The sequence below is a fragment of the Rhodopseudomonas sp. genome (genome assembly GCF_013377015.1).
GTDB lineage: Bacteria > Pseudomonadota > Alphaproteobacteria > Rhizobiales > Xanthobacteraceae > JARJEH01.
The window spans coordinates 1,364,013-1,385,490 of sequence record NZ_JACABA010000001.1 but is presented as its reverse complement, the minus strand read 5'-3'; the positions used below and the strand labels follow the sequence as shown (position 1 = coordinate 1,385,490).

Genomic DNA, 21,478 nt, shown 5'->3' with positions numbered 1-21,478 from the left:
CGGCTTGCAGTGCATCAGCCCGGTGCGGCGGCAGCTCGCCACCACCTCGCCGCGCTGGTTGGTGGCGGTGTGCTCGAATTCGACGATGCCCTGGGTCGGGCGCGATTTGCTGGCGCGCTTGGAGATGATCTTGGTGTGCGACTTCAGGGTGTCGCCGTGAAACACCGGCTTCGGAAACTTGACGTCTGTCATGCCCAGATTGCCGATCGTGGTGCCGAGCGTGGTGTCGTAGACGCTCATCCCGATCATGATCCCGAGCGTGTACAGGCTGTTGAACAGCCGCTGGCCGAATTCGGTGTTCTCGGAGAAATGCGCGTCGATATGCAGCGGCTGCGGATTCATCGTCAGCAGGCTGAACATGGTGTTGTCCATCTCGGTGACGGTGCGGCTGAATTCATGGTGATATTCCCGGCCGACCTCGAATTCCTCGAAATACAATCCTGCCATGTCGTGTCCTTTCCTGGTTGGCATTGAATCAAATATCCGTTCGCGCCGACGGCCGCGCCATCGCGTGCGCCGCCCGGCTCAATTCGTCGCGGTGCTGCGGCGCCGCGATCGCGATCATCCGCAGCGCCCGCTCGGTGAGGCTGTGGCCGCGCAGTTCGGCGACGCCCCATTCGCTGACCACGGCGTCGACGTCGCCGCGCGTGGTGGTGACGGTCTCGACCCGCGGCACGATCCGGCTGCGGCCCTTGGCGGTGGTCGACGGCAGCGCGATGATCGCCCGGCCGCCGGCCGAGGCGTTGGCGCCGCGGACGAAATCGACCTGGCCGCCGATCGCTCCGATCGCCATGCCGTCGATGGTCTCGGCGTTGACGCTGCCGTCGAGCCCGACCTCGAGCGCCGAATTGATCGCCACCAGCCGGCTGATCCGCGCCAGCACGCCATGGGCGTGGGTGTAGGACGCCGGCCGCACCGCCACCGCCGGGTTCAGATGCGCGAAGTCGTACAGCCGCCTGGTGCCGATCAACTGATTGGTGATGCTGACGCCGTCGTCGATGCCCTTGCGGCTGTTGCTGACGGCGCCGCAGTCGATCAGCTCGACCACCGCGTCGTTGATCAGCCCGGAATGGATGCCGAGGCCGCGCAGATGCCGCAGCCCCGCCAGGATCGCGTCCGGAATGGTGCCGACGCCGAATTGCAATGTGGCGCCGTCCGGGATCAGCGTGGCGGCATGCTGGGCGATCCGTTGCGCCACCGCGTCGCCGGCGCCGGACGCCAGTTCGAGCGGCGGCAGCGTCGCCGCGACGCTGATGTCCGGCTCGCGACCCGCCGGCCACTCCGCGCCGAAGCTCCACGGCGCATCCGGATTGAGTTCGGCGATCACGCAGCGCGCACGGGCCGCGGCGGCGCCCACATAGTCGTTCGACAGCGAAAGGTTCAATCCGCGCTCCGGCGCGCGCGACGACAATTGTAGCAGCACCACATCGGCGCGATGCCGGCCGCTGGCGAAATCGGCACAGAACGCGCTGTAGTGACTGGTGATGATGTCGAGCTGGCCGGATTTCGCCAGCGCCCGCGCGGCGCCGATCACGCCGTAGCTTTCGAATTGCAGGCCGGCGGATTTGTCCGGCGCGAAGCTGTCGGAGAACAGCGGACCGATGATGATCGTGCAGGGCGGCAGCAGATGCTTCTGCGCCACCAGCGCCTGCGTCAGCGTCCGCGGCTCCGCGGTGGCTTGGCCACAGACCACGATATCGCCGGCCCTGATCAGGCCGGCGAAATCGAGGTCGTCGACCGGCGTCATGCCGCTCAATAGGATTTCGGCAGGCCGAGGACTTTCTCGGCGATGAAGCTGAGGACCAGCTGCGGGCTGATCGGAGCGATCCGCGGGATCAGTACTTCGCGCAGATAGCGCTCGACATGATATTCCTTGGCGTAGCCGAAGCCGCCATGGGTCATCACCGCCTGCTCGCAGGCCTGGAAGCCGGCCTCACCCGCGAGGTACTTCGCCGCGTTGGCGGCGGCGCCGCAGGGCAGGTTGTTGTCGTATTGCCAGGCCGCCGACAGCACCATCAGCCACGCCGCCTCCAGCTCCATCCAGTTCTTCGCCAGCGGATGCTGGATCGCCTGGTTCTTGCCGATCGGGCGGTTGAACACGATCCGGCTGTTGGCGTAGTCGGTGGCCTTCTTCAGCGCCAGTCTGCCGAGCCCGACCGCTTCGGCGGCGATCAGTATCCGCTCGGGATTCATGCCGTGCAGGATATATTCGAAGCCGCGGCCTTCCTCGCCGATCCGGTCTTCCATCGGAATCTCGAAATCCTCGAAGAACAATTCATTGGAGTCGACCACCTTGCGGCCCATCTTCTCGATCTCGTGGACCTTGACGCGCTGCTTGTCGAAATCGGTGTAGAACAGGCTGAGGCCCTGGGTCGGCTTCTTCACCTCGTCGAGCGGCGTGGTCCGCGCCAAGAGCAGGATCTTGTGCGCGACCTGCGCGGTCGAGATCCAGACCTTCTGGCCGTTGACGATGTAGCGGTCGTTCTTCGCCACCGCGCGGGTTTTCAGCTGCGTGGTGTTGAGCCCAGTGTTGGGCTCGGTGACGGCGAAGCAGGATTTCTCGCGGCCGGCGATCATCGGCGGCAGCATCCGCATCCGCTGCTCGTCGGTGCCGAACACCACCACCGGATTGAGTCCGAACACGTTGATATGCACCGCCGAGGCGCCCGACATGCCGGCGCCGGATTCGGAGATGGCGCGCATCATGATCGACGCCTCGACGATGCCGAGCCCGGAGCCGCCGAATTGTTCCGGAATGCAGATGCCGAGCCAGCCGGCATCCGCCATCGCCTTGTGGAAGTCGTGCGGAAAGCCGCCCTCGCGGTCCTTCTTCAGCCAATAGGCGTCGTCGAACGGCGCGCAGGTCTTCTGCACCGCGTCCCTGATCGCTTCCTGGCTGTCGCTGAGCGCAAAATCCATGAGTCTGGTCCTGTCGTTATGAAAGCGGCGGCGCGGCGCGCGCCACGCCGTCGCTGAGGAGTTGGGCGATCTCGTCGGCGCTGTAGCCGGCCTCTCCGAGAATCTCGACGCTCTGCTCGCCGAGGCGCGGCGCCAGCCGCGACGGTTCGGCATGGGTCTCCGACCAGGTCGCCGCCACCCGCATGCTGCGGATCGGACCTTCGCTCGGATGTTCAGCGATCGGGAAGAATCCGGTCTCGACCAGATGCGGATCCTGCAATACGCTCTGCAGATCGTGCATCGGCATCACCGGAACGTCGGCGGCGTCGAGCAGCGCCATCCATTCCGCGGTGGGGCGGGTCTCGAAGATGCGGCCGAGTTCGGCATAGACCTTGTCGATGTTGGCGAGCCGCGCCGGAAAGCTGGCGAACATCGGATCGCTGCGCAGATCCTCGCGCCCGGCCGCGGTGAAGAACCCGCTCCATTGCTTGTCGGTATAGACGATGACGCTGATGTAGCCGTCGCTGGTGCGGTAGGGCCGCCGATCCGGCGACATGTGCCGGGCATAGCCGCCCTGATCCAGCGGCGGCTCATAGGTCAGGCCGCCGAGATGGTCGCCGAGCACGAAGCCCACCATGGTCTCGAACATCGGAATATCGACGCGCTGGCCGCGGCCGCTGCGGTCGCGATGCAGCAGGCTGGCGAGGATCGCGCCCACCGCCGACAGGCCAACGACGCGGTCGGCCAGGGCGGTCGGCACGTAGCGCGGTGTGCCGTCGCCGGCGCGGCCCATCAGATGCGACAGGCCGGAGCCGCCCTGCAGCAGATCGTCATAGGCCGGTTTCGCCGCATAGGGGCCGTCCTGGCCGAAGCCGAACATCCCCGCATAGACGATCCGCGGATTGACCGCGGCGACGCTGGCATAGTCGAGCCGCAACCGCGCCATCGCCTGCGGCCGCACATTGTAGACCAGCACATCGGCGGTCGCGACCAGCCGCAGCAGCACGTCGCGGCCGGCCTCGGTCTTGAGGTCGAGCACGATGCTGCGCTTGCTGCGATTGGCATTGAGATAGATCGGCCCCATCTCGGGGTTCCGCGTCGGACCGATCTGCCTGGTGATGTCGCCGTCGGGCGATTCGACCTTGATGACGTCGGCGCCATAGTCGCCCAGCGTCTGGGTCGCGAACGGCCCCATCAGGACCGACGTCATGTCGATGATCCTGATGCCTTGAAGCGGTCCCATGAGCCAGCCCTGTGCCGACCGCCGATGCCGGGCGATCGGTTGTTGTGAGTAGGTCGGCAGCGAGACGTCGCCGACCGGCATGCGTTGGCGACAAACCTAGCGGGTCTCGGATCGTCCTGCAATTCAGAAATTGCGATACTGTTCACATAATTGAACGCTGCGACGGGAGGAACGGCGACCGCGGCATGCCGGGACCGTCGGGGATTTCAGCCGGGCAATCCGGTCGGGCGGCGGCGCGGCTTGGCGTCGACGATGAACGGCCGATAGCCCATCAGCCGGGAGATTTCGACGCCGGCGTCCTTGGCGGCGGCGCTCAGTTCGGCGCTGTGCGCCATCGCGCGTTCGGTCGGCGCCGCCAGCCCGATCGCCGCCACGATCACGCCGGAGCTGTCGAAGATCGGCGCCGCGAAGCCGGCCACGCCCATGGTGCCCTGGTTGCGGGTCACCGCCACATGGGTGGCCCGCACCTCTTCGAGCAAAGCGCGCAGCCGCTTGCGGTTCATTTCGGTTTCCGGCGTGTGCTGCACCATCTTCACGGTGCGCATGTATTCGTTGAGCCAGTGGTCGAGCTGAAACGCCAGCAGCACCCGGCCCACCGCCGACCACAGCAGCGGCCGGGAATCGCCCACCGTCGCGGTGAAGCGGATCGCGGTCGGGCTTTCAAGCTTCTCGACATAGACCGCCGATTTCTTGTCGCCGGACATCACCGCCAGCACCGCGGTCTCCTGGGTGGTCTCGACCAGCTGGCGCAGCACCGGGCGGGCCAGTTCGGCGAAGCCGAGAAACCGCCGTGTCGCCATGATCGCCTGCGCCATCCCGAACGCCTCGGGGCCGAGCTGGTAGAGGCCGTCGACGAAGGCAAGGTGGCCGCTGTCGATCAGCCCGCGCAGCAGGTTGAGCAGGCTGCTTTTCGGGATCCCCATGCTCTGGCTCAGCGTCGCCAGCGAGGCGCCGGTCGGCCGCGAGCACAGATCGTCGAAGATCTGCACCAGCCGCGTCACCGAGCGCGGCGAGGTGGCCTGCTTGCTCGGCTGCTGCGTGCGCCTGGGTCTGTCCGCTGCACTCATCGGGTCGCCTTCGCGGTCGCCTCGGGCGGCAACGATGGCATGGCGGTCCAAGGCGGTCAATAATGCGAACACGACGTGCATTTCTGAACGCCGGCCCGGCGCCGCCGGATCGCCGCCCTGCGCGCTATCTGCGCCGAAACGCAACGGGCCGCCGCGCCCGTTCAGGGTGCGGCGGCCCAATGCCGTGGTGTCACGATGGCTGGGCTCAGCCCTTCTTGACCAGCGGGCAGTCGCTGTCCTTCAGCGAGCGGAACGCCTCGTCGCCGGGGATCACGGCGCGAAGTTTATAGTAGTCCCATTCGCCCTTCGATTCCGACGGCTTCTTGACCTCATAGACGTACATGTCGTGGACCATGCGGCCGTCCTCGCGGATACGGCCGTTCTTGGCGAAGAAGTCGTTGATCGGCGTTTCGCGCATCTTGGCCATCACCGCCTTGGCGTCGTCGGTGCCGGCGGCCTGGATCGCCTTCAGGTAATGCATGGTCGACGAATAGTCGCCGGCATCGCCCATATGCGGCATCCGCTTCATCCGTTCGGCGAACCGCTTCGACCAGGCCCGCGTCTCGTCGTCGCGGTCCCAATAGAAGGCATTGGTCAGCACCAGGCCCTGCGCGGTCTGCAGCCCAAGGCCCTTGATGTCGGTGATCCACACCAGCAGTCCCGCCAGAGTCTGGCCGCCCTGCGGGATGCCGAATTCCTGCGCGGCCTTGACGGCATTGACGAACACCGTGCCGGAACCAGCGAGGCCAATGACCTTCGCCTTCGACGCCTGCGCCTGCAGCAGGAACGAGGACTGGTCCGAAGTTTCGATCGGGTAGCGGCTGGCGCCGAGCACCGTACCGCCCAGCGCCTTGACCACCGCCGTGGTATCGGCTTCGAGCGCGTGGCCGAACGCGTAGTCCGCGGTCAGGAAGTACCAGCTGGTGCCGCCGGCCTTCATCAGCGCGGCGCCGGTGCCCTTGGCCAGCGAATAGGTGTCGTAGGCGTAGTGGATGCTGTTCGGCGTGCAGCCGGCGCCGGTCAGGCGCGAGGAGCCGGAGCCGTTGACGATCGCAATCCGGTCCTTGTCCTTGGCGAGCTGGGCGACGCTCAGCGCGATCGACGAATTGATCAAATTGGCGATCATGTCGACGTTCTCGACATCGAACCATTTGCGCGCGATGGTCGAGGCGACGTCCGGCTTGTTCTGGTGGTCGGCGACCACCAGTTCGATCGGCTTGCCGAGCACCTTGCCGCCGAAATCCTCGATCGCCATGCGGACGGCGGTCACCGAGCCTTCGCCCGATTCATGCGAGAACTGACCGGACATGTCGGTCAGCACGCCGATCTTCACCACATTCGCGGATATGCCGTCGGCATGCGCGGCTGCCAATCCGAATCCCATGCCGGCGGCCAACGTCACGGCGAGCGCCGATCGACGAGCGGTTCGCATTGTGTACCTCCCTGGTTGACCTGGGCTGCGCCCAGGTCTTGGCGGAGCGGATTTTCCGCTCCATTTTTTTTGACATGCATAACTAGACTGACATTTTTTCTCATGTCAATCCTGGTGGTGTAGAGTGCACGCGCTGATCCGACGGCGATGCCGGATGACTAACAACAATCGATGCAACCCGGCGCGCGCTACGCTCGTCCGACAAGGCGGATGTCCATCTCCATGACGCGGTTGGCCACGGCAAAGCTTCCCGCGGGACGCGGCACAGCGTCGCGGCCACGACCGCCGCGCGCCAGCCCCGGCCAGGTCCGCGGCGAACGCAATTGCTCGGTGGCGCGCACGCTGGATATCGTGTCCGACGCTTGGGCGTTTCTGATCATCCGCGAAGCGTTCTTCGGCACCCACAGCTTCGAGGCATTCCGCGCCGCGCTCGGCATTCCGCGCGCCACACTGACCGACCGGCTGCGCAAGCTGACGCGGCTCGCGATTTTTCGTCAGGTCGCGACCCACGTGCCGCAGCGCAAGGAATATCGACTGACCAAGATGGGATTCGATCTCTATCCGAGTTTCATGGCGCTGATGCAGTTCGGCGATCGCTGGCTGGCCGGCGGCAAGCCGCCACCGCTGACGCTGGTGCACATGGCATGCGGCTGCGAAAGCCACCCGATCATCGCCTGCTCGGCCTGCGCCGCCGCGCTCAACGCCAGGGAAGTGGAGTATCGCGACGGCCCCGGCGCCGGCCGCACGCCGTCGAAGCCGGGGCGCAACACCAGGCGGGCCTCGGACGAAAGCCGGTTCGTGCTGGGACGGCCGAGCTCGGTGTCGCGGGCGCTGCAGATCATCGGCGACAAATGGAGCTTCATGGTGGTGCGCGAGGCGTTTTTCGGCAACCGCCGCTACGACAAGATCCAAGCCGAGCTCGGGATCGCGCCGAACATCCTGACCGACCGGCTGTCGCGGCTGGTCAGCCAGGGCGTGTTCCTGCGCCGGCTCTATCAGCAGGCGCCGGAGCGCTACGAATATCTGCTCACCGACATGGGCCGCGATCTGTACGGATCGTTCGCCACCATGCTGGCCTGGGGCGATCGCTGGCTGGCCAAGAACAAACCGCCTCTGCTGCTGCGGCACCTCGGCTGCGGTCACGATTTCCACGCCTCGGTGATCTGCGACAAGTGTCACAAGCCGATCATCGCCGCCGATATGCAGTATCGGCTGAGCTATGACCCGAAAGCCTTCGGCGCGCTCGGACCGCGCTCGCTGCCCTGACGCCTCCGGCCGCCGCTCAGGTCTGCTTCATCGCCTCGACCAGCTTGAACCGCATGATCTTGCCGGAGCCGGTGCGCGGAATTTCGGCGACAATATGGGTGGCCTCGGGGATCTTGTAGGACGACAAGCTGCCGCGGCAATGCGTCAGCAGCGAGTCGACGTCGAGTTCACCGCCCTGCGCCACCACGAACAGATACGGCACCTCGCCGAGCGTGGCGTGCGGCACGCCGACGATGGCGCAGTCGAGCACCTGCGGATGCAGGATCACCACCTCCTCGATCTCGGCCGGCGCGATGTTCTGACCGCCGCGGATGATCAGCTCCTTGATCCGGCCGGTGATGGTCAGATAGCCGTTCGGATCAGATTTCGCGAGATCGCCGGTGTGATACCAGCCGTGCCGCAGCGCCGCCGCGGTCTCGGCCGGCTTGTTGTGATAGCCCTGCATCAGATTGGGGCCGCGCACGATCAGCTCGCCCTCCGATCCGATCGGCAGGTCCACCAGCGTCACCGGATCGACGATCCGCACCGCGAGTCCCGGCACTGGCAGCCCGCACGAGCCCATCGGCCGGGCGCCGCTCATCCAGTTCACCGTCACCATGGTGGAGGTCTCGGTGATGCCATAGCCGTCGATCAGCGGCGTGCCGAAGCGCTGCTCGAACGCCCGGTTCAGCGTCGCCGGCAGGATGGCGCCGGCGGAAAAACACATCCGCGTCTTGCCCAGCCGCTCGATCCCGGACTCCTGCGCGCGCTGCAGCAGATAGTGGAACATGGTTGGCACGCCGGGAAACACCGAGTAGTTGCCGGTCTGCAGCAGCTCGAGCGCCTGCTGCGGCGAGAACTTTTCCATGATGTGTTCGCTGGCGCCGACCGCCAGCACGCTGAGCACCGAGAGATTGAGGCCATAGGAATGGAACAGCGGCAGCGGCGACAGCACCACGTCGGCCTCGTTGAGGCCGAGAATCGGCGCCCAGCATGCCGCGGTGATCCACAGCATGCCGCGCACCGACAGCAGCACGCCCTTGGCCCGTCCGGTGGTGCCGGAAGTGTAGATGATGAAGGAGGTGCGATCGATGTCGGTCGGATCGCGCGGCGCGCCGGACGCGCCCGTCGCCAGGCTATCGAGCGTCGTTGCGGCGCTGTCCGCTGCCGTCAACACCATCGCCAGTGGATGACCAAGGCCGGTGGCGAGCTTGCCGACCAGCGCCTGCCGCGCCGGCGTGGTGACCACGGTGCGGCAATCGGCGTCGGCGAGCCGATAGGCGATCTCGCCCTCGGCAGCGTCGTAGCTGATCGGCACGATCACCGCGCCGGCTCGCAGGCCGGCGAGGCAGGTCTCGATCCAGTCGACGCTGTTCGGCAAATAGATCGCCAGCCGGTCGCCCTCGGAAAGGCCGATCGCGGCAAGGCCCGCCGCGATCGACGCGGTGCGCTCGGCGAGCTGCGCGTAGGTCACGGATCGCGCGCTGTCCCAATACGCCACCTTGTCGGGGCGTTCAGTGCGGTGCCGTTCCAGCAGGCTGGAGATCGGCGCGATGATGTCGGTGTGAAGCATCGTTCCTCCTGGCTATCCGACCATGCTGAAGCCGCCGCTGATGCTGATCACCTGGCCGGTGATCCAGCCGCCATGCTTCGACGACAGCAGCGTCACCATCGGGGCGATGTCGGCCGGCATGCCGAGCCGGCGCAGCGGATACAGCTTGGTCAACTTGTCGCGGTTGGCGTCGACCCAGGCGCGGTCGTGCGCGGTCTCGATCAGGCCGAGCGCCAGCGTGTTGGCGGTGGTGCCGAACCGGCCGAATTCGCGCGCCAGCGATTTCATCAGCACGATCACGCCGGCGCGCGCGGCGCCGACGATCGCCAGCCCGGATTCGCCGACCCGCGACGAATCGCCGACGATCGCGATGATGCGGCCGTCGCCGGCCTTTTCCAGATGCGGCGCCGCCGCCTGCGAGACATGGATCGCGCCGTACAGGCAGACGTCGATCTGCCGCTTCCATTCCTCCGGCTTGGTCTCGACGAAGCGGTTGCGCAGCGCCACGCCCGCATTGTTGATGACGATGTTGAGGCCGCCGAAATCGGCGACCACCTTGGCGACCATCGCCTGGACCGCGGCGAGGTCGGCGACGTCGGCCTTGTAGGCGATCGCCTTGCCGCCGTTCCGGGTGATCTCGGCCACGACCTCGGCGGCGGCGTCATGCGAGCCGTTGTAGTTCACCGCCACCGCGGCGCCTTCGGCGGCGAGGCTCAGGGCGATCTCGCGGCCAACATCGCGGGCGGCGCCCGTCACCAGTGCGACCTTGCCGTTCAGATGCATATCCATCGTGGTGTCCTTATTGTTGTTGTTGCGATCTTGCGATTTCGATCAGGCGAAACAGGCGTTCGGGCGTGACCGGCAGCTCGAACACGTCGATCCCCAGCGGCGCCAGCGCATCCGCGATCGCATTGGCGATCGCCGCCGGCGCGCCGATGGTGCCGCCCTCGCCCATGCCGCGAAAGCCGCCCGCCACCGCGGATTCGCTCTCGATATGGACGACGTCGATGTGGGGGATCTCGACCGCCGAAGGGATCACGTAGTCGACCAGGCTGGCGCTCAGCAATTGCCCGGTGTCGTCGTAGATCATCTCCTCATAGAGCGCGGCGCCGATGCCCTGCGCCACGCCACCATGGACCTGGCCGTCGACGATCATCGGATTGATGATGCGGCCGCAATCCTCGGCGACGACGTATTTCAGGACCTTGACGAAGCAGCTCGCCGGGTCGATCTCGACCGCCGCCAGATGGGTGGCGCAGGCGGTGGTGCCGTTGATCGGGTCATAGGTGTAGCTGGCCTCCAGCTCCTCGCGGGCCTCGACCGGCAGCGTCTTCATGTCGGAATAAACCGCCTTCGCCACCTGCTTGAAGCTGACCGTTCGGTCGGTGCCGGCCACCCGGGCAAAGCCATTGGCGACGTCGATATCGTCGACCGCCGCCTCGAGCAGATGCGACGCGACGCGCTTGATCTTCTCGCGCAGCAGCACGGAGGCGTGTTTGGCGGCGCCGCCGCCGAGCACCGCGCTGCGGCTCGCATAGGTGCCGGTCGACATCGGCACGCCGTCGCTGTCGCCCTGGACCACGCGAATGTCGTCGAACCTTGCGCCGAGATCATCGGCGATCACCTGTGCCAGCGTAGTTTCCAGGCCCTGACCGTGCGATGCGACGCCGAACGTCGCGGTGATCGCGCCGGTGGAATCGATCCGGATCTTGGCGGTCTCCGAGCCGGTGTTGATCGGCATGCCGGGCGCCACCGCGATCCGCGAGCCGATCCCGGTCAGTTCGGCGTAGCTCGAAAGGCCAATGCCGAACCAGCGCCCCGCCGCCCGCGCCGCGGCCTGTTGCTGTCGCAGCGCCGCGTAGTTCGCCGCCTCCGCCGCGGCGTCGAGGCATGCGACGAAGCCGGTCCTGTCCCAGATGATGCCGGAGGCGATCCGATAGGGAAACTCGTCGTCGCGGACCAGATTGCGGCGGCGGATCTCCAGCGGGTCGATGCCCAGCGCCTTCGCCGCCATGTCCATCAGCCGCTCGGTGACGAAGGTGGAGATCGGTCGGCCGACGCCGCGATAGGGGCCGGTCGGCGGCTTGCTGGTGGCGACGCCGCGCACCGCGCCGCGATAGGATTTGATCTTGTAGGGGCCGGGCAGAAAGCTGACGACCTGAACCGGCTCCAGCGCGCAGGTCCAGGGATAGATCGAATAGGCGCCGACGTCGCCGGTCACGTCGGCTTGCAGCGCTACCGCGACGCCGTCGGCGTCGAAGCCGAGTTCGGCCTCGATCGTTTCAGCGAAGGACTGGCTGGAACTGGCGATATCCTCGAGCCGGTCCGCGGTCCATTTCAGCGAGCGGCGCAGTTTGCGCGCCGCCACGCACAGCAGGATTTCTTCCGGATACAGCGAGCCCTTGGAGCCGAAGCTGCCGCCGACGTCGGGGGCGACCACGCGCAGCCGGCTGCCCGGCAGGTCGAGCGATTCCGCTAGCGCGTCGCGCACGATGCCGGGGATGTTGGACGAGGTGTACAGCGTGATCGCCTCGCGCCTGCCGTCGAATTCTGCGCAATAGCTGCGCGGCTCCATCGCCAGCGGCGCCTTGCGGGTCATCCGGAATCGGCCGCGCACGCTGGTATGCGCCGCCGCGATGTCGGCGGCGGCGTCGCCCTTCTTGAACTCGCGGGCGACCAGTACATTGGTGCCGGCCTCGTCGTGCAGCAGCGGCGCGTCCGCCGCCGCGGCATCTTCCGGATCGGTCACGACGCCGAGCGGCGCGTAGTCGATCTCGATCAGCTCCAGCGCGTCTTCGGCGAGGTAGCGATCCTCGGCGATGACCGCGACCACCGCCTCGCCGACGTAGCGCACCTTGCCGGTGGCCAGCGCGACGATCGGCGTAGCGTAGTAATTCGCCATCCGCGACACCGGAATGATCGGCTTGTAGAGCTCTGCGACGTCCTCTGCGGTGAACACCGCGACCACGCCAGGCGCGGCCCGCGCTTGCGCGGTATCGATCGCAACAATGGTGGCGTGGGCCTGCTCGCTGCGGCGGAAGGCGACGTGCAGCACGCGATCCGGCTTGCGGTCGGCGGTGTATTCGCCGTTGCCGGTCAATAGTCGCGGATCCTCGGTGCGCCGGATCGGTTGCCCGACATGGCGCGGTCGCAACAGGTCCGCAGGCTGGACGCTGTCGCCTTTACTCATAGGCCTCGGCTCCCTTGCGGAGGCTCTGCCATTGCGCGTCGTCGTGGCCGCATACCACCGTGGCGCCGGCCTGTTCTATCCGCCGAACCTCGGCGAACGAAGCCAGCAGCGCGTCGACATTCCAGGTGTTGCGCGGCGCGGTGTCGGCATCGAGGTTGGCGCGCAGGCTGACCGCGTCGGATGTCAGCAGAAACGAGCCATCGCGATCGAGGTTGACGGTGGCGCCCATGGTGCCGGGGGTGTGGCCCGGCAGCGGGACCAGCACCAGGCGGCCGTCGCCGAACACATCTTTTTCGGCATGCACCAGTTCGGTCGGCTGGCCATGGTCCCAGTCGGCGCGCATGTAACCGGCGGCTTCGGCGCCGGGCCCGGTCGCGGCCTCCATTTCGTTGGCATGCACCAGCACCGTCGCCTTCCTGAAGAAGGCGTTGCAGCCGCAGTGATCGGGATGGAAATGCGAACACACGATCACGTCGATGTCGTCGGGCTGCAGCCCGACGCCGCCCAGGCTCGGCAGCAGCGTCTCCTCCGCGCGCATCACCGGCACCATGACTTTCGCCAGCGGCCCCCAGCGTTCCTCGGCGTTGTCCACCACCGAGGGATGGCATCCGGTGTCGAACAGCACATTGCCCTGGCTGTGGCGGATCAGCGCGCTCGAGACCGGCGCCTCGAAGGTCTCGCTGCGATCGGCGCTCTTGTCGTAGATGCTCTTGCGCATCCGGATACGGCCGGCGGATAGGAAATGCAGCTTCATGGCGTGGTCTCGTTTCGCAATGCGGCGGCGGCGCGGATCGCGGCCACGATGTTCTGATAGCCGGTGCAGCGGCACAGATTGCCGGACAGCCCCTCGCGAATCTGGTCGTCGGTCGCCAGCGGGTATTTCTTCAGCAGATCCATGCCGGTCATCAGCATGCCGGGGGTGCAGAAGCCGCATTGCAATCCGTGGCATTCGCGAAACTGGTGCTGCAGCGCGTTGAGCTGCTCCGGCGTGCCGAGGCCCTCGACCGTGGTGATCGTCGCGCCATCGGCGCGCACCGCCAGCGTCAGGCAGGAGCGCACGCTGTCGCCGTCGATGATGACGGTGCAGGCGCCGCACACGCCGTGCTCGCAGCCGACATGGGTGCCGGTCAGCCCGAGCGTGTCGCGGAGGAAATCTGACAGCAGCAGTCGCGGCTCGACGCTGGCGCGATAGAGGCGTCCGTTGATGGTGACGGTGATATCGATGGTCATTTCGGCCCTCCCGCGGCGCGCTGCCAGGCGCGGGTGAAGGCCTTCTCGGCGAGCGCGCCGATCAGGGCGCGCCGGTAGTCGGCCGAAACGTGGATGTCGCTGTTGGGCGCCACGCAGCCGCGCACCACTGCGCCGAACGCGGCGGCAGCGTCGCCGCGCGCGCCGAGCAGCGCCTGTTCGGCGTCGCGCAGCCGCAGCGGCGTGTCCGCGACGCCCATCACCGCGACCCGCGCGTCGACGATCGCGCCGTCGCGGGTCTCGATCGACAGCGCGATGCAGGCCAGCGCGAAATCGCCGAACCGGCGCGACACTTCCTCGAACGCCCAGCCGGTGTGCGTCTCCAGCACCGGAAATTCGATCTCGAACACGATCTCGTCGGGGTCGAGGCAAGTGGCCAGCGCCGAGACGAAGAAATCCTCGGCCGCGATGTCGCGGCGGCCCGCCGGCCCCTGCGCCCGGATTGTCGCGCTATAGAACACCGCCAGCATCGGCAGCTCCGCGGCCGGATCGGCGTGCGACAGGCTGCCGCCGATGGTGCCGCGATTGCGGATCGCCAGATGCGCGACATGCGGCATCGCCGCCGACATCACCGGAAGCCGCTCGGCGATCAGCGCGGAGAATTCCAGATCGGCGTGCCGCGTCAGCGCGCCGATCGCCACGCGGTCGCCGCGCTGTTCGATGAACGACAGGTCGGGAATTTTGGTGAGATCGACCACCATGGTCGGGCGCGTCATCCGGAAGTTCAGCAGCGGCATCAGCGACTGGCCGCCGGCCATCACCTTGCCGTCGCCATCGGCGGCCTGCAGCGCGCGCACTGCTTCGTCGAGGCTGGTTGGCGCGCAATAGGCGAAGGCGGCGGGCTTCATCTAGCGCCCCACGAAGCGGGGCGGCCGCCTCTCGGCGAAGGCGCGGCGGCCTTCGCGAAAATCCTCGCTGTCGGAGGCCTGGTCGATCAGGCGCGCGGCGGCGGCGAGATCGAGCGCGCCGTTGCCCATCGCCAGTGCATTGAGGATGAACTTCGCACCCGCGATCGACAGCGGCGCGTTGGCGGCGAGCCGCGTCGCATAGGCGACGGCAGCCACCACCGCGTCGGCGCTGCACTCGTCCACCAGCCCGATCGCCTGGGCCTGCGCGGCGGTTAAGCGGTCGGCCGAATACAGCAGGCGCTTGGCATTGGCGATCCCGACCAGTGCCAGCAGTCGCTGCACGCTGTTCACCCCATAGACGATCGAGAGCCGGGCCGACGGAATCCCGATCAGCGCCGTGGGACTGGCGAAGCGGAAATCGCAGGCCAGCGCCAGATGACAACCGCCGCCCAGGCAATAGCCGGAAATCGCTGCGATCACCGGCTTGGCCAGATCGGCAATCGCCGCCGAGCAGGCGTCGACCGCGATCTCGTAGTCCGCGCTTTGCTGCTTGTTGTCCCTGATGCGGTCGAATTCGGAAATGTCGGCGCCGACGCTGAAGTCAGCTCCCGCGCCCGACAGCACCACGGCGCGGACGTCGGCGTCGCGACCGAGATCGGCAAAAACCGACGCTAGGTCGCGCCACATCGCCAGGGTCACGGCATTGCGCAACTCGGGCCGGTTGAGGCTGACCAGCGCGACGCCGTCCTGTCGGGAGATGAGGATGTCCGGCATTCCCTACCCTTGTTGGGCGCCGCCTTTCCGGCAGTCGCAGTATCACGACATCGCCCGGATCGGCCGGGCGATGTGACTTGCATAAGTAGACTTAGGCGGCGCGGTCCGTCAAGCGAAGCTTCGCGCGGAACACTACAGCTTGACCATGCGCTTGCCGCGATTCTCGCCGGCCAGCAATCCGATCAGCGCCTGCGGCGTATTCTCCAGCCCGTCGATCACATCCTCCTGCACCTTGAGTTTGCCGGAGGCGACCCAGGATTGCAGCTCGGCCAGCGCGCGGTCGCGCTGGTCCATGTAGTCCATCACGATGAAGCCCTGCATGATCAGCCGCTTCACCACGATCAGTCCGGGCACGCCGCGCGGGCCGGTGGCCGAGGGCGCGCCGTCATATTGCGAGATCGCCCCGCAGCAGGCGATCCGTCCGCGCAGATTCATCTGCGCCAGGCAGGCTTCCAGAATGTCGCCGCCGACATTGTCGAAATAGACGTCAATGCCGTTCGGCGCCGCCGCCTTCAGCGCCTTGAACAAAGCGCCGTCCTTGTAGTCGACCGCGGCGTCGAAGCCGAGTTCGCGGGTCAGCCAGTCGCACTTGTCCTTGCCGCCGGCGATGCCGACGACGCGGCAGCCCTTGATCCTGGCGATCTGGCCGACGATCGAGCCGACCGATCCGGCCGCGGCCGAGACCACCACGGTCTCGCCGGGTTTCGGCTTGCCGACGTCGAGCAGGCCGAAATAGGCGGTGAGCCCGGCGATGCCGTAGACGCTGAGCAGATGCGTCATCGGTTCGATCTTCGGCATCTTGCTGAGATGTTTCGCCGGCACCGCGGCGTAATCCTGCCAGCCGGTGTCGCCGAACACGATGTCGCCCGGAGAAAGTCCCGGCGCCTTCGACACGATCACTTCGCCGATGCCGCCGCCGGCCATCACCGTATTGGCCTCAACCGCGGCGCGATAGGTCGCGCCGTGCATCCAGGCGCGGTTGGCCGCATCGAGCGAGATGTAGCGGACCCGCAGCAGCGCCTCGCCGTCCTTCGGCTCGGGGATCGGCGCTTCCGACATCTTGAAATGCTCGGGCCCGAGCTTTCCGGTCGGCTTCTCCACCAACAATACTTGGCGATTGATATCGTCGTTCACGCGCTTCCCCTGAGTGTTGTTTGAAGTTGATCGCACTGAAAACGATCAACTGCATAGTTTCTGTGCCTCATCGTTACGCTAGTCGGGGCACGACTGCGCTGCAACGAGAACATTTCACGAAGATAGTGCAGCGCACAGCGACAGAACGTCCTGCGATGAGTTGCGTCATGTTTGAAATCTGACACACTCACGCAAGTCAGCGTCCGCGGAGTTCGCAATGTCAAACAGGTTTACGCAATACATCTTGATCGCGATGGCGCTCGGCATCGTGATGGGCACTTTGGTGTTCAATCTGCTTCCGGACAGCCGCGTCGAGATCGCGGCCGACGTCAACCTGATCGCGATGCTGTTCCTGCGGCTGATCAAGATGATCATCGCGCCGCTGGTGTTCGCGACCCTGGTCGGCGGCATCGCCCATATGGGCAGCGGCGCGCGGCTCGGGCGAATTTTCGCCAAGACCATGGGCTGGTTCGTCAGCGCCTCGTTCGTGTCGCTGCTGCTCGGCCTGGTGATGGTCAATTTGCTGCAGCCCGGCGCCAACTTTCCCGGCACGCTGCCCGATAAGGCGCAATCGACGGGCCTGCCGGTGTCGGCGTTCTCGATCGAGAAATTCCTCACCCACCTGATTCCGACCTCGATCGCGGACGCGATGGCGCAGAACGAGATCCTGCAGATCGTGGTGTTCGCGGTGTTCTTCTCGGTGGCGCTCGGCGCGATGCCGGAACGCTCCAAGCTGATGCTGAAGCTGATCGACGATCTCGGTCACATCATGCTGAAGGTCACCGGCTATGTGATGCTGTTCGCGCCGCTGGCGGTGTGGGCGGCTATCATGGCCACGGTGTCGAAGAACGGCCTCGGCGTGCTGTGGAAGCTGATCGTGTTTATGGGCGGCTTCTATCTGTCGCTGGCGATCCTGTGGGCGATCCTGGTGGTGGTCGGCTTCATCGTGATCGGGCCGAGATACAGCCACTTGCTCAAGCTGATCCGCGAGCCGCTGATGATCGCGTTCTCGACCGCGAGTTCGGAGGCGGCCTATCCGAAGACGCTGGAAGGGCTCAATCGGTTCGGCGCCTCGCCGCGGATTTCCAGCTTCGTGCTGCCGCTCGGCTATTCGTTCAATCTCGACGGCACGATGATGTATTGCACCTTCGCCAGCATCTTCATCGCCCAGACCTACCACATCGAAATGTCGCTCGGCACACAGTTCGCGATGCTGGCAACCTTGATGATCACGTCGAAGGGTGTCGCCGGCGTGCCACGTGCCTCACTGGTGGTGATTGCCTCAACGCTCGGCCAGTTCAACATCCCGGAGGCCGGGCTGTTGATGATCATGGGCATCGACACTTTCCTCGACATGGGACGCAGCGCCACCAACGTGATTGGCAATTCGCTGGCCACTTCGGTGGTGGCCAAATGGGAGGGTGAACTCGCGCCCGAGCATCCGCTCGGTCCGGAGGATATCGTGCCTCCCGATTTGATTCCGGGCGAATTGCCCGGCATGCAGAACGCCTAAAGGCAGACCGATGCCCCGATCTCCGAGCCGATGGCGGCAGGCAGCCGTGGTGCTGCTTGCGGCGAGCCTGCTGACCACGGTCGCGTCGGCCCAGACGCCGACCTCCGGCGAGGGTCTCAGTCCGACGCTCGCCGCCATCAAGAACAGCCATGTGGTGCGGCTCGGCTATCGCGAAAGTTCGCCGCCGTTTTCGTTCATGGATCAGGCCGGCCGGCCGATCGGTTACAGCCTCGAGCTGTGCGAAGCGGTGGTCGACGAGATCGGGGTCGAGGTCGACGATCCGGCGCTCCGAATCGAATACGTCAAGGTCACCTCCGACAGCCGCATTCCGGCGGTGTTGCAGAACAAGATTGATCTAGAATGCGGCTCGACCACCGCGAATGCCGACCGCGCCAGGCAGGTCGCGTTCTCGCCGCTGATGTTCGTCGCCGGCACTAAGCTGATGGTGTCGAAGGATTCCAAAGCGTCGGTGCCGACCGATTTCAAGGCCAAGACCATCGTGGTGACCAAGGGCACCACCAACGAGCAGGCGATCCGCAACCTCGATATGAAATTCGCGCTCGGCCTCAATATCCTGGTCGGCGCCGATCACGAGCAATCGTTCCAGATGCTGGCGGACGGCAAGGCCGATGCCTTCGCCACCGACGACATCCTGCTCTACGGCCTGATCGCGCGGCACAAGGCGCAGGACCGCTTTCGCGTCACCGGCGATTATCTGTCCTACGACCCCTACGGGATCATGTTCCGCAAAGGCGAGCCGCAGCTCGCCGCAGTGGTCGAACGCACCTTTCGCAAGCTCGCCACCAATCACGACCTGATTCCGCTGTATCAGAAATGGTTCGTGGCGCGGCTGCCGACCGGCGAGAAGCTCAACGTTGCGATCTCGCCGCAGCTGGAAGAAAGCTTCAAGGTGCTGGACGCGACCCAGGGGGCGAGCAATTAAGCGCCGCCGTCAGAAGAAATCCAGATCCTCGGCCCGTTCGCCGGACGCGATGCGAGCGAATTCGATCGCCAGGAACAGCCCGCCAGCGACATAGATCTTCCTGTTCTGTGATGTCGCCATCGCGACGGCGTCACGTACGGCGGCTTCGATCGTCGGCGCGATGTGGATTGCCGCCCGCGGATTGGCGCTTCGCGCCGCATCGGCGATCGATGACGCATCGGCGCCCTTGTGATGCGCCGAGGTGCAAATGATGCGCTCGAACGCCGGCGCCAGCGCGGCGACGATCTCGTCGGCGCGCTTGTCGCGCGAGACGCCGAGCACCAGAATCCAGTCGCCGGCGCCATGGATCGCCATCAGGCTCGCTAACGCCTGGCGAATCCCGTCGGGCGTATGGCCCACGTCGATCACGGTGAGCGGCTGTTGCCGGATCACCTCAAGCCGTCCAGGCCAGCGCGTATCGCGCAGGCCGGCGCGAATTCCCGATTCGATGGCGGTGGGCGAGGCATCTGGCCTGGCGCGTTTCAGCCAGAGAAGAAACAGCGTCGCGGCGATCGCGGCGTTGTTGAACTGGAATGCGCCGAGCAGATGCGTCTCCAGCGCAGGCAATGCGACGTCGCCGACGTCCAGATCGAAATGCTGCTGGCGAGCGGAACTGACGGCGTGGCCGATTCGGATCTGATCGCCGACGTGGAGATTCTTGACATCGCGATGGCGATTGTACTCGCCAAGGTGGTCGCGTAGCGCGCGGCAGTTCTCGCCGTAGACGATCGTTCCGCCGGCGGCGCAGGCGTCGCTCTTGTCGGAGGCGATCAGCTCAAGCGTATCGCCCAGCAGCGCGACGTGTTCGTAGTCCACCGAGGTCACGCAGCTCGTCCGCGCGCCGACCAGCCGGACCGGATCATAGCGGCCGCCGATTCCGGCTTCGAACACCGCGAAATCGCACTGCGATTCTTGAAAATACAGGCAGGCCAGCGCGAACTGTGCCTCGAACGCGCCGAAGGATTCGCCGCGTCGCTGTGAAACGCCGACGATGGCGGTTTCGATTCGCGCCAGCAGTTCGGCCAGCGCCGGATCGTCGATCGGCGTGCCATCGATCTGAAACCGCTCGTTGAAGCGATACAGATGCGGGGACGTGAACAGCCCGGTGCGCAGGCCGAAGGCATGGCCGATCGCGGCGCAGAACGCGGCGGTGGAGCCCTTGCCGTTCGAGCCGGTGACCACGACGCTGATGCGTTGCAGCCGGGCGCGATCGATCCCCAGCACGGACATAAGATCAGCCAGCCGCGCCAGGCAAACTCCCTCGCCGTATTTGGGCAGCTTGAACACTACAGCAGTCCCATCGCCGAAAAGGTATGCCGCCAGATCGCCACGATCAGATCGTCGCGCCCGCAATCTTCCAGAAACCGTATCGACGGATTGGAATTCACTTCGATGACGCGGAGCCCGGCCGGTCCTTGCTCCGGATTGACGAAGATATCGACCGCGCCGAGCCGCAGGCCAAGCGCGCGCACCGCCGCCCTTGCCACCCCGGCTTGGTCCCCCTCGGGCGTCTCGATCACCATGGTCCCGCCGGCGCTGAGGTTCATTCTACCGGGAATCTCCCACCTCTCGCCACGACCGAGCACGATATCGAGCGAATTGGAGTCCGTAATTGCTGGCGACAGACCGCGCGATCGCAATTCCAGATCGTGCGGCGCCAGCAATTCGCCGATGCTGCGGACGCCGTCCCCGAGCAGGAACGGCGGTTTCTTCCGCGCGCAATACAGGACCTCGTCGTCGATCACAAAGGTTCGATATTCTGTCCCGGAGGCGACCGGTTGGATCAGGACCGAATCGTAATAGCGCGATACTTCGTCGAGATAGTCCGTCAGCGCGGGATCGCCCTTGATCGTCCGCGCAAAATCGCCGCGCGACCCCAGCAGCGGCTTGACGAAGGCGCGGCCGCCCAGGGCGGCAAAATAGGCCAGCGCGTCGCCGCGCTCGTGGCCCGCCGGGCGAAGCGCGCGGTGCCGCTGGTGCAGGAAGAAGTAGCACCCGCCGAGGGTGGCGATGCCGGCGCGTTCCAGCACGGCATTGGCGAGATATTTGTCGTTGGCCAACGTCGATGCCGTTGCGTTGTTCTGCGGATAGAACGAGCAGCGGCCGCCGCCGAAGCACAGCGTTCGTGCCGATCCGGCAACGGTGAACAGCAGGCCGCTGCCGCCGTCGATCTCCTGGAACGAGAGCCCCAGCTGCGCGCAGGCATATTCGGCATAGATCGTTTGATCCGGATAGGAAGCCGGCATTGCTGCGCGAAAATCGGGGAGGCCAGGCATCGAATTCCGGTGGTCGCAAGGATGGGGCAGCGGGGCGCCCCGCTCAGGCAGCTATTGCCGCAGCAATGCACGACAC

The 21,478-nt window shown here is 66.0% G+C and carries 19 protein-coding genes; 3 read left to right on the top strand and 16 right to left on the bottom strand.

Annotated features, from left to right (window positions below):
- From HXX15_RS06605 to HXX15_RS06580, 6 genes are all read right to left on the bottom strand, one after another.
- Positions 1-447: MaoC family dehydratase (locus tag HXX15_RS06605; RefSeq protein WP_296513926.1), on the bottom strand; the 447-nt coding region annotated here is incomplete at its 3' end.
- A 28-nt stretch (positions 448-475) separates the two neighbouring features.
- Positions 476-1,747 (bottom strand): acetyl-CoA hydrolase/transferase C-terminal domain-containing protein, encoded by a 1,272-nt coding sequence (locus HXX15_RS06600; protein ID WP_296513924.1) that lies wholly within the window; start codon positions 1,745-1,747, stop codon positions 476-478.
- Positions 1,748-1,752: 5 nt separating this feature from the next.
- Positions 1,753-2,919: an acyl-CoA dehydrogenase family protein gene (locus HXX15_RS06595; protein WP_296513922.1), complete on the bottom strand. Its 1,167-nt coding sequence runs from the start codon at positions 2,917-2,919 to the stop codon at positions 1,753-1,755.
- 16 nt (positions 2,920-2,935) lie between these two features.
- Positions 2,936-4,141 carry a CoA transferase gene (locus HXX15_RS06590; RefSeq protein ID WP_296513920.1) on the bottom strand — a complete coding sequence of 402 codons (1,206 nt, stop codon included), beginning with the start codon at positions 4,139-4,141 and terminating at the stop codon, positions 2,936-2,938.
- A gap of 206 nt (positions 4,142-4,347) precedes the next feature.
- Complete coding sequence (locus tag HXX15_RS06585) at positions 4,348-5,208, bottom strand: IclR family transcriptional regulator (RefSeq protein ID WP_296513917.1); 861 nt, start codon at positions 5,206-5,208, stop codon at positions 4,348-4,350.
- 205 nt (positions 5,209-5,413) lie between these two features.
- Positions 5,414-6,592 (bottom strand): ABC transporter substrate-binding protein, encoded by a 1,179-nt coding sequence (locus tag HXX15_RS06580; protein WP_296514874.1) that lies wholly within the window; start codon positions 6,590-6,592, stop codon positions 5,414-5,416.
- 270 nt (positions 6,593-6,862) lie between these two features.
- On the opposite strand from HXX15_RS06580, the gene HXX15_RS06575 reads away from it, so the two are divergent.
- The gene (locus HXX15_RS06575; protein ID WP_296513914.1) at positions 6,863-7,906 is read left to right on the top strand and encodes a helix-turn-helix domain-containing protein; all 1,044 of its coding nucleotides are present in this window, start codon (positions 6,863-6,865) and stop codon (positions 7,904-7,906) included.
- Positions 7,907-7,922: 16 nt separating this feature from the next.
- Here HXX15_RS06575 and HXX15_RS06570 read toward each other — a convergent pair whose 3' ends face one another.
- From HXX15_RS06570 to HXX15_RS06535, 8 genes are all read right to left on the bottom strand, one after another.
- Positions 7,923-9,458 (bottom strand): class I adenylate-forming enzyme family protein, encoded by a 1,536-nt coding sequence (locus HXX15_RS06570; RefSeq protein ID WP_296513912.1) that lies wholly within the window; start codon positions 9,456-9,458, stop codon positions 7,923-7,925.
- Between the two features lie 12 nt (positions 9,459-9,470).
- Positions 9,471-10,226, bottom strand: coding sequence for an SDR family oxidoreductase (locus HXX15_RS06565; RefSeq protein WP_296513910.1), 756 nt, complete (start codon positions 10,224-10,226; stop codon positions 9,471-9,473).
- Positions 10,227-10,236: 10 nt separating this feature from the next.
- Positions 10,237-12,627, bottom strand: coding sequence for a xanthine dehydrogenase family protein molybdopterin-binding subunit (locus tag HXX15_RS06560; protein ID WP_296513908.1), 2,391 nt, complete (start codon positions 12,625-12,627; stop codon positions 10,237-10,239).
- On the bottom strand, positions 12,620-13,381 hold the full coding sequence (locus tag HXX15_RS06555) for an N-acyl homoserine lactonase family protein (RefSeq protein WP_296513906.1): 762 nt from the start codon (positions 13,379-13,381) through the stop codon (positions 12,620-12,622). The genes HXX15_RS06560 and HXX15_RS06555 overlap by 8 nt, the downstream gene beginning before the upstream one ends.
- The gene (locus HXX15_RS06550) at positions 13,378-13,857 is read right to left on the bottom strand and encodes a (2Fe-2S)-binding protein (RefSeq protein WP_296513904.1); all 480 of its coding nucleotides are present in this window, start codon (positions 13,855-13,857) and stop codon (positions 13,378-13,380) included. The genes HXX15_RS06555 and HXX15_RS06550 overlap by 4 nt, the downstream gene beginning before the upstream one ends.
- Positions 13,854-14,723 carry a xanthine dehydrogenase family protein subunit M gene (locus HXX15_RS06545; RefSeq protein ID WP_296513902.1) on the bottom strand — a complete coding sequence of 290 codons (870 nt, stop codon included), beginning with the start codon at positions 14,721-14,723 and terminating at the stop codon, positions 13,854-13,856. The genes HXX15_RS06550 and HXX15_RS06545 overlap by 4 nt, the downstream gene beginning before the upstream one ends.
- Complete coding sequence (locus HXX15_RS06540; RefSeq protein ID WP_296513899.1) at positions 14,724-15,497, bottom strand: enoyl-CoA hydratase-related protein; 774 nt, start codon at positions 15,495-15,497, stop codon at positions 14,724-14,726.
- 132 nt (positions 15,498-15,629) lie between these two features.
- Entirely contained in the window at positions 15,630-16,631 is a 1,002-nt protein-coding gene (locus tag HXX15_RS06535) for an NADP-dependent oxidoreductase (protein ID WP_296513897.1), read from the bottom strand.
- A 217-nt stretch (positions 16,632-16,848) separates the two neighbouring features.
- Between HXX15_RS06535 and HXX15_RS06530 the strand changes: the two genes are divergently transcribed.
- Positions 16,849-18,144, top strand: coding sequence for a dicarboxylate/amino acid:cation symporter (locus tag HXX15_RS06530; RefSeq protein WP_296513895.1), 1,296 nt, complete (start codon positions 16,849-16,851; stop codon positions 18,142-18,144).
- 10 nt (positions 18,145-18,154) lie between these two features.
- The gene (locus HXX15_RS06525) at positions 18,155-19,087 is read left to right on the top strand and encodes an amino acid ABC transporter substrate-binding protein (RefSeq protein WP_296513893.1); all 933 of its coding nucleotides are present in this window, start codon (positions 18,155-18,157) and stop codon (positions 19,085-19,087) included.
- 9 nt (positions 19,088-19,096) lie between these two features.
- On the opposite strand, the gene HXX15_RS06520 is transcribed toward HXX15_RS06525, so the two are convergent.
- Together HXX15_RS06520 and HXX15_RS06515 are read right to left on the bottom strand one after the other, a co-directional pair.
- Positions 19,097-20,413, bottom strand: coding sequence for a cyanophycin synthetase (locus HXX15_RS06520; protein ID WP_296513891.1), 1,317 nt, complete (start codon positions 20,411-20,413; stop codon positions 19,097-19,099).
- Positions 20,413-21,402: a hypothetical protein gene (locus HXX15_RS06515; protein ID WP_296513889.1), complete on the bottom strand. Its 990-nt coding sequence runs from the start codon at positions 21,400-21,402 to the stop codon at positions 20,413-20,415. The genes HXX15_RS06520 and HXX15_RS06515 overlap by 1 nt, the downstream gene beginning before the upstream one ends.
- Between the last annotated feature and the right edge of the window lie 76 nt (positions 21,403-21,478).

Coding starts and splice junctions, on each gene's coding strand:
- HXX15_RS06600 (WP_296513924.1), bottom strand. CDS start 1,747: ATGACGCCGGTCGACGACCTCGATTTCGCCGGCCTGATCAGGGCCGGC.
- HXX15_RS06595 (WP_296513922.1), bottom strand. CDS start 2,919: ATGGATTTTGCGCTCAGCGACAGCCAGGAAGCGATCAGGGACGCGGTG.
- HXX15_RS06590 (WP_296513920.1), bottom strand. CDS start 4,141: ATGGGACCGCTTCAAGGCATCAGGATCATCGACATGACGTCGGTCCTG.
- HXX15_RS06585 (WP_296513917.1), bottom strand. CDS start 5,208: ATGAGTGCAGCGGACAGACCCAGGCGCACGCAGCAGCCGAGCAAGCAG.
- HXX15_RS06580 (WP_296514874.1), bottom strand. CDS start 6,592: ATGGGATTCGGATTGGCAGCCGCGCATGCCGACGGCATATCCGCGAAT.
- HXX15_RS06575 (WP_296513914.1), top strand. CDS start 6,863: ATGACGCGGTTGGCCACGGCAAAGCTTCCCGCGGGACGCGGCACAGCG.
- HXX15_RS06570 (WP_296513912.1), bottom strand. CDS start 9,458: ATGCTTCACACCGACATCATCGCGCCGATCTCCAGCCTGCTGGAACGG.
- HXX15_RS06565 (WP_296513910.1), bottom strand. CDS start 10,226: ATGGATATGCATCTGAACGGCAAGGTCGCACTGGTGACGGGCGCCGCC.
- HXX15_RS06560 (WP_296513908.1), bottom strand. CDS start 12,627: ATGAGTAAAGGCGACAGCGTCCAGCCTGCGGACCTGTTGCGACCGCGC.
- HXX15_RS06555 (WP_296513906.1), bottom strand. CDS start 13,381: ATGAAGCTGCATTTCCTATCCGCCGGCCGTATCCGGATGCGCAAGAGC.
- HXX15_RS06550 (WP_296513904.1), bottom strand. CDS start 13,857: ATGACCATCGATATCACCGTCACCATCAACGGACGCCTCTATCGCGCC.
- HXX15_RS06545 (WP_296513902.1), bottom strand. CDS start 14,723: ATGAAGCCCGCCGCCTTCGCCTATTGCGCGCCAACCAGCCTCGACGAA.
- HXX15_RS06540 (WP_296513899.1), bottom strand. CDS start 15,497: ATGCCGGACATCCTCATCTCCCGACAGGACGGCGTCGCGCTGGTCAGC.
- HXX15_RS06530 (WP_296513895.1), top strand. CDS start 16,849: ATGTCAAACAGGTTTACGCAATACATCTTGATCGCGATGGCGCTCGGC.
- HXX15_RS06525 (WP_296513893.1), top strand. CDS start 18,155: ATGCCCCGATCTCCGAGCCGATGGCGGCAGGCAGCCGTGGTGCTGCTT.
- HXX15_RS06515 (WP_296513889.1), bottom strand. CDS start 21,402: ATGCCTGGCCTCCCCGATTTTCGCGCAGCAATGCCGGCTTCCTATCCG.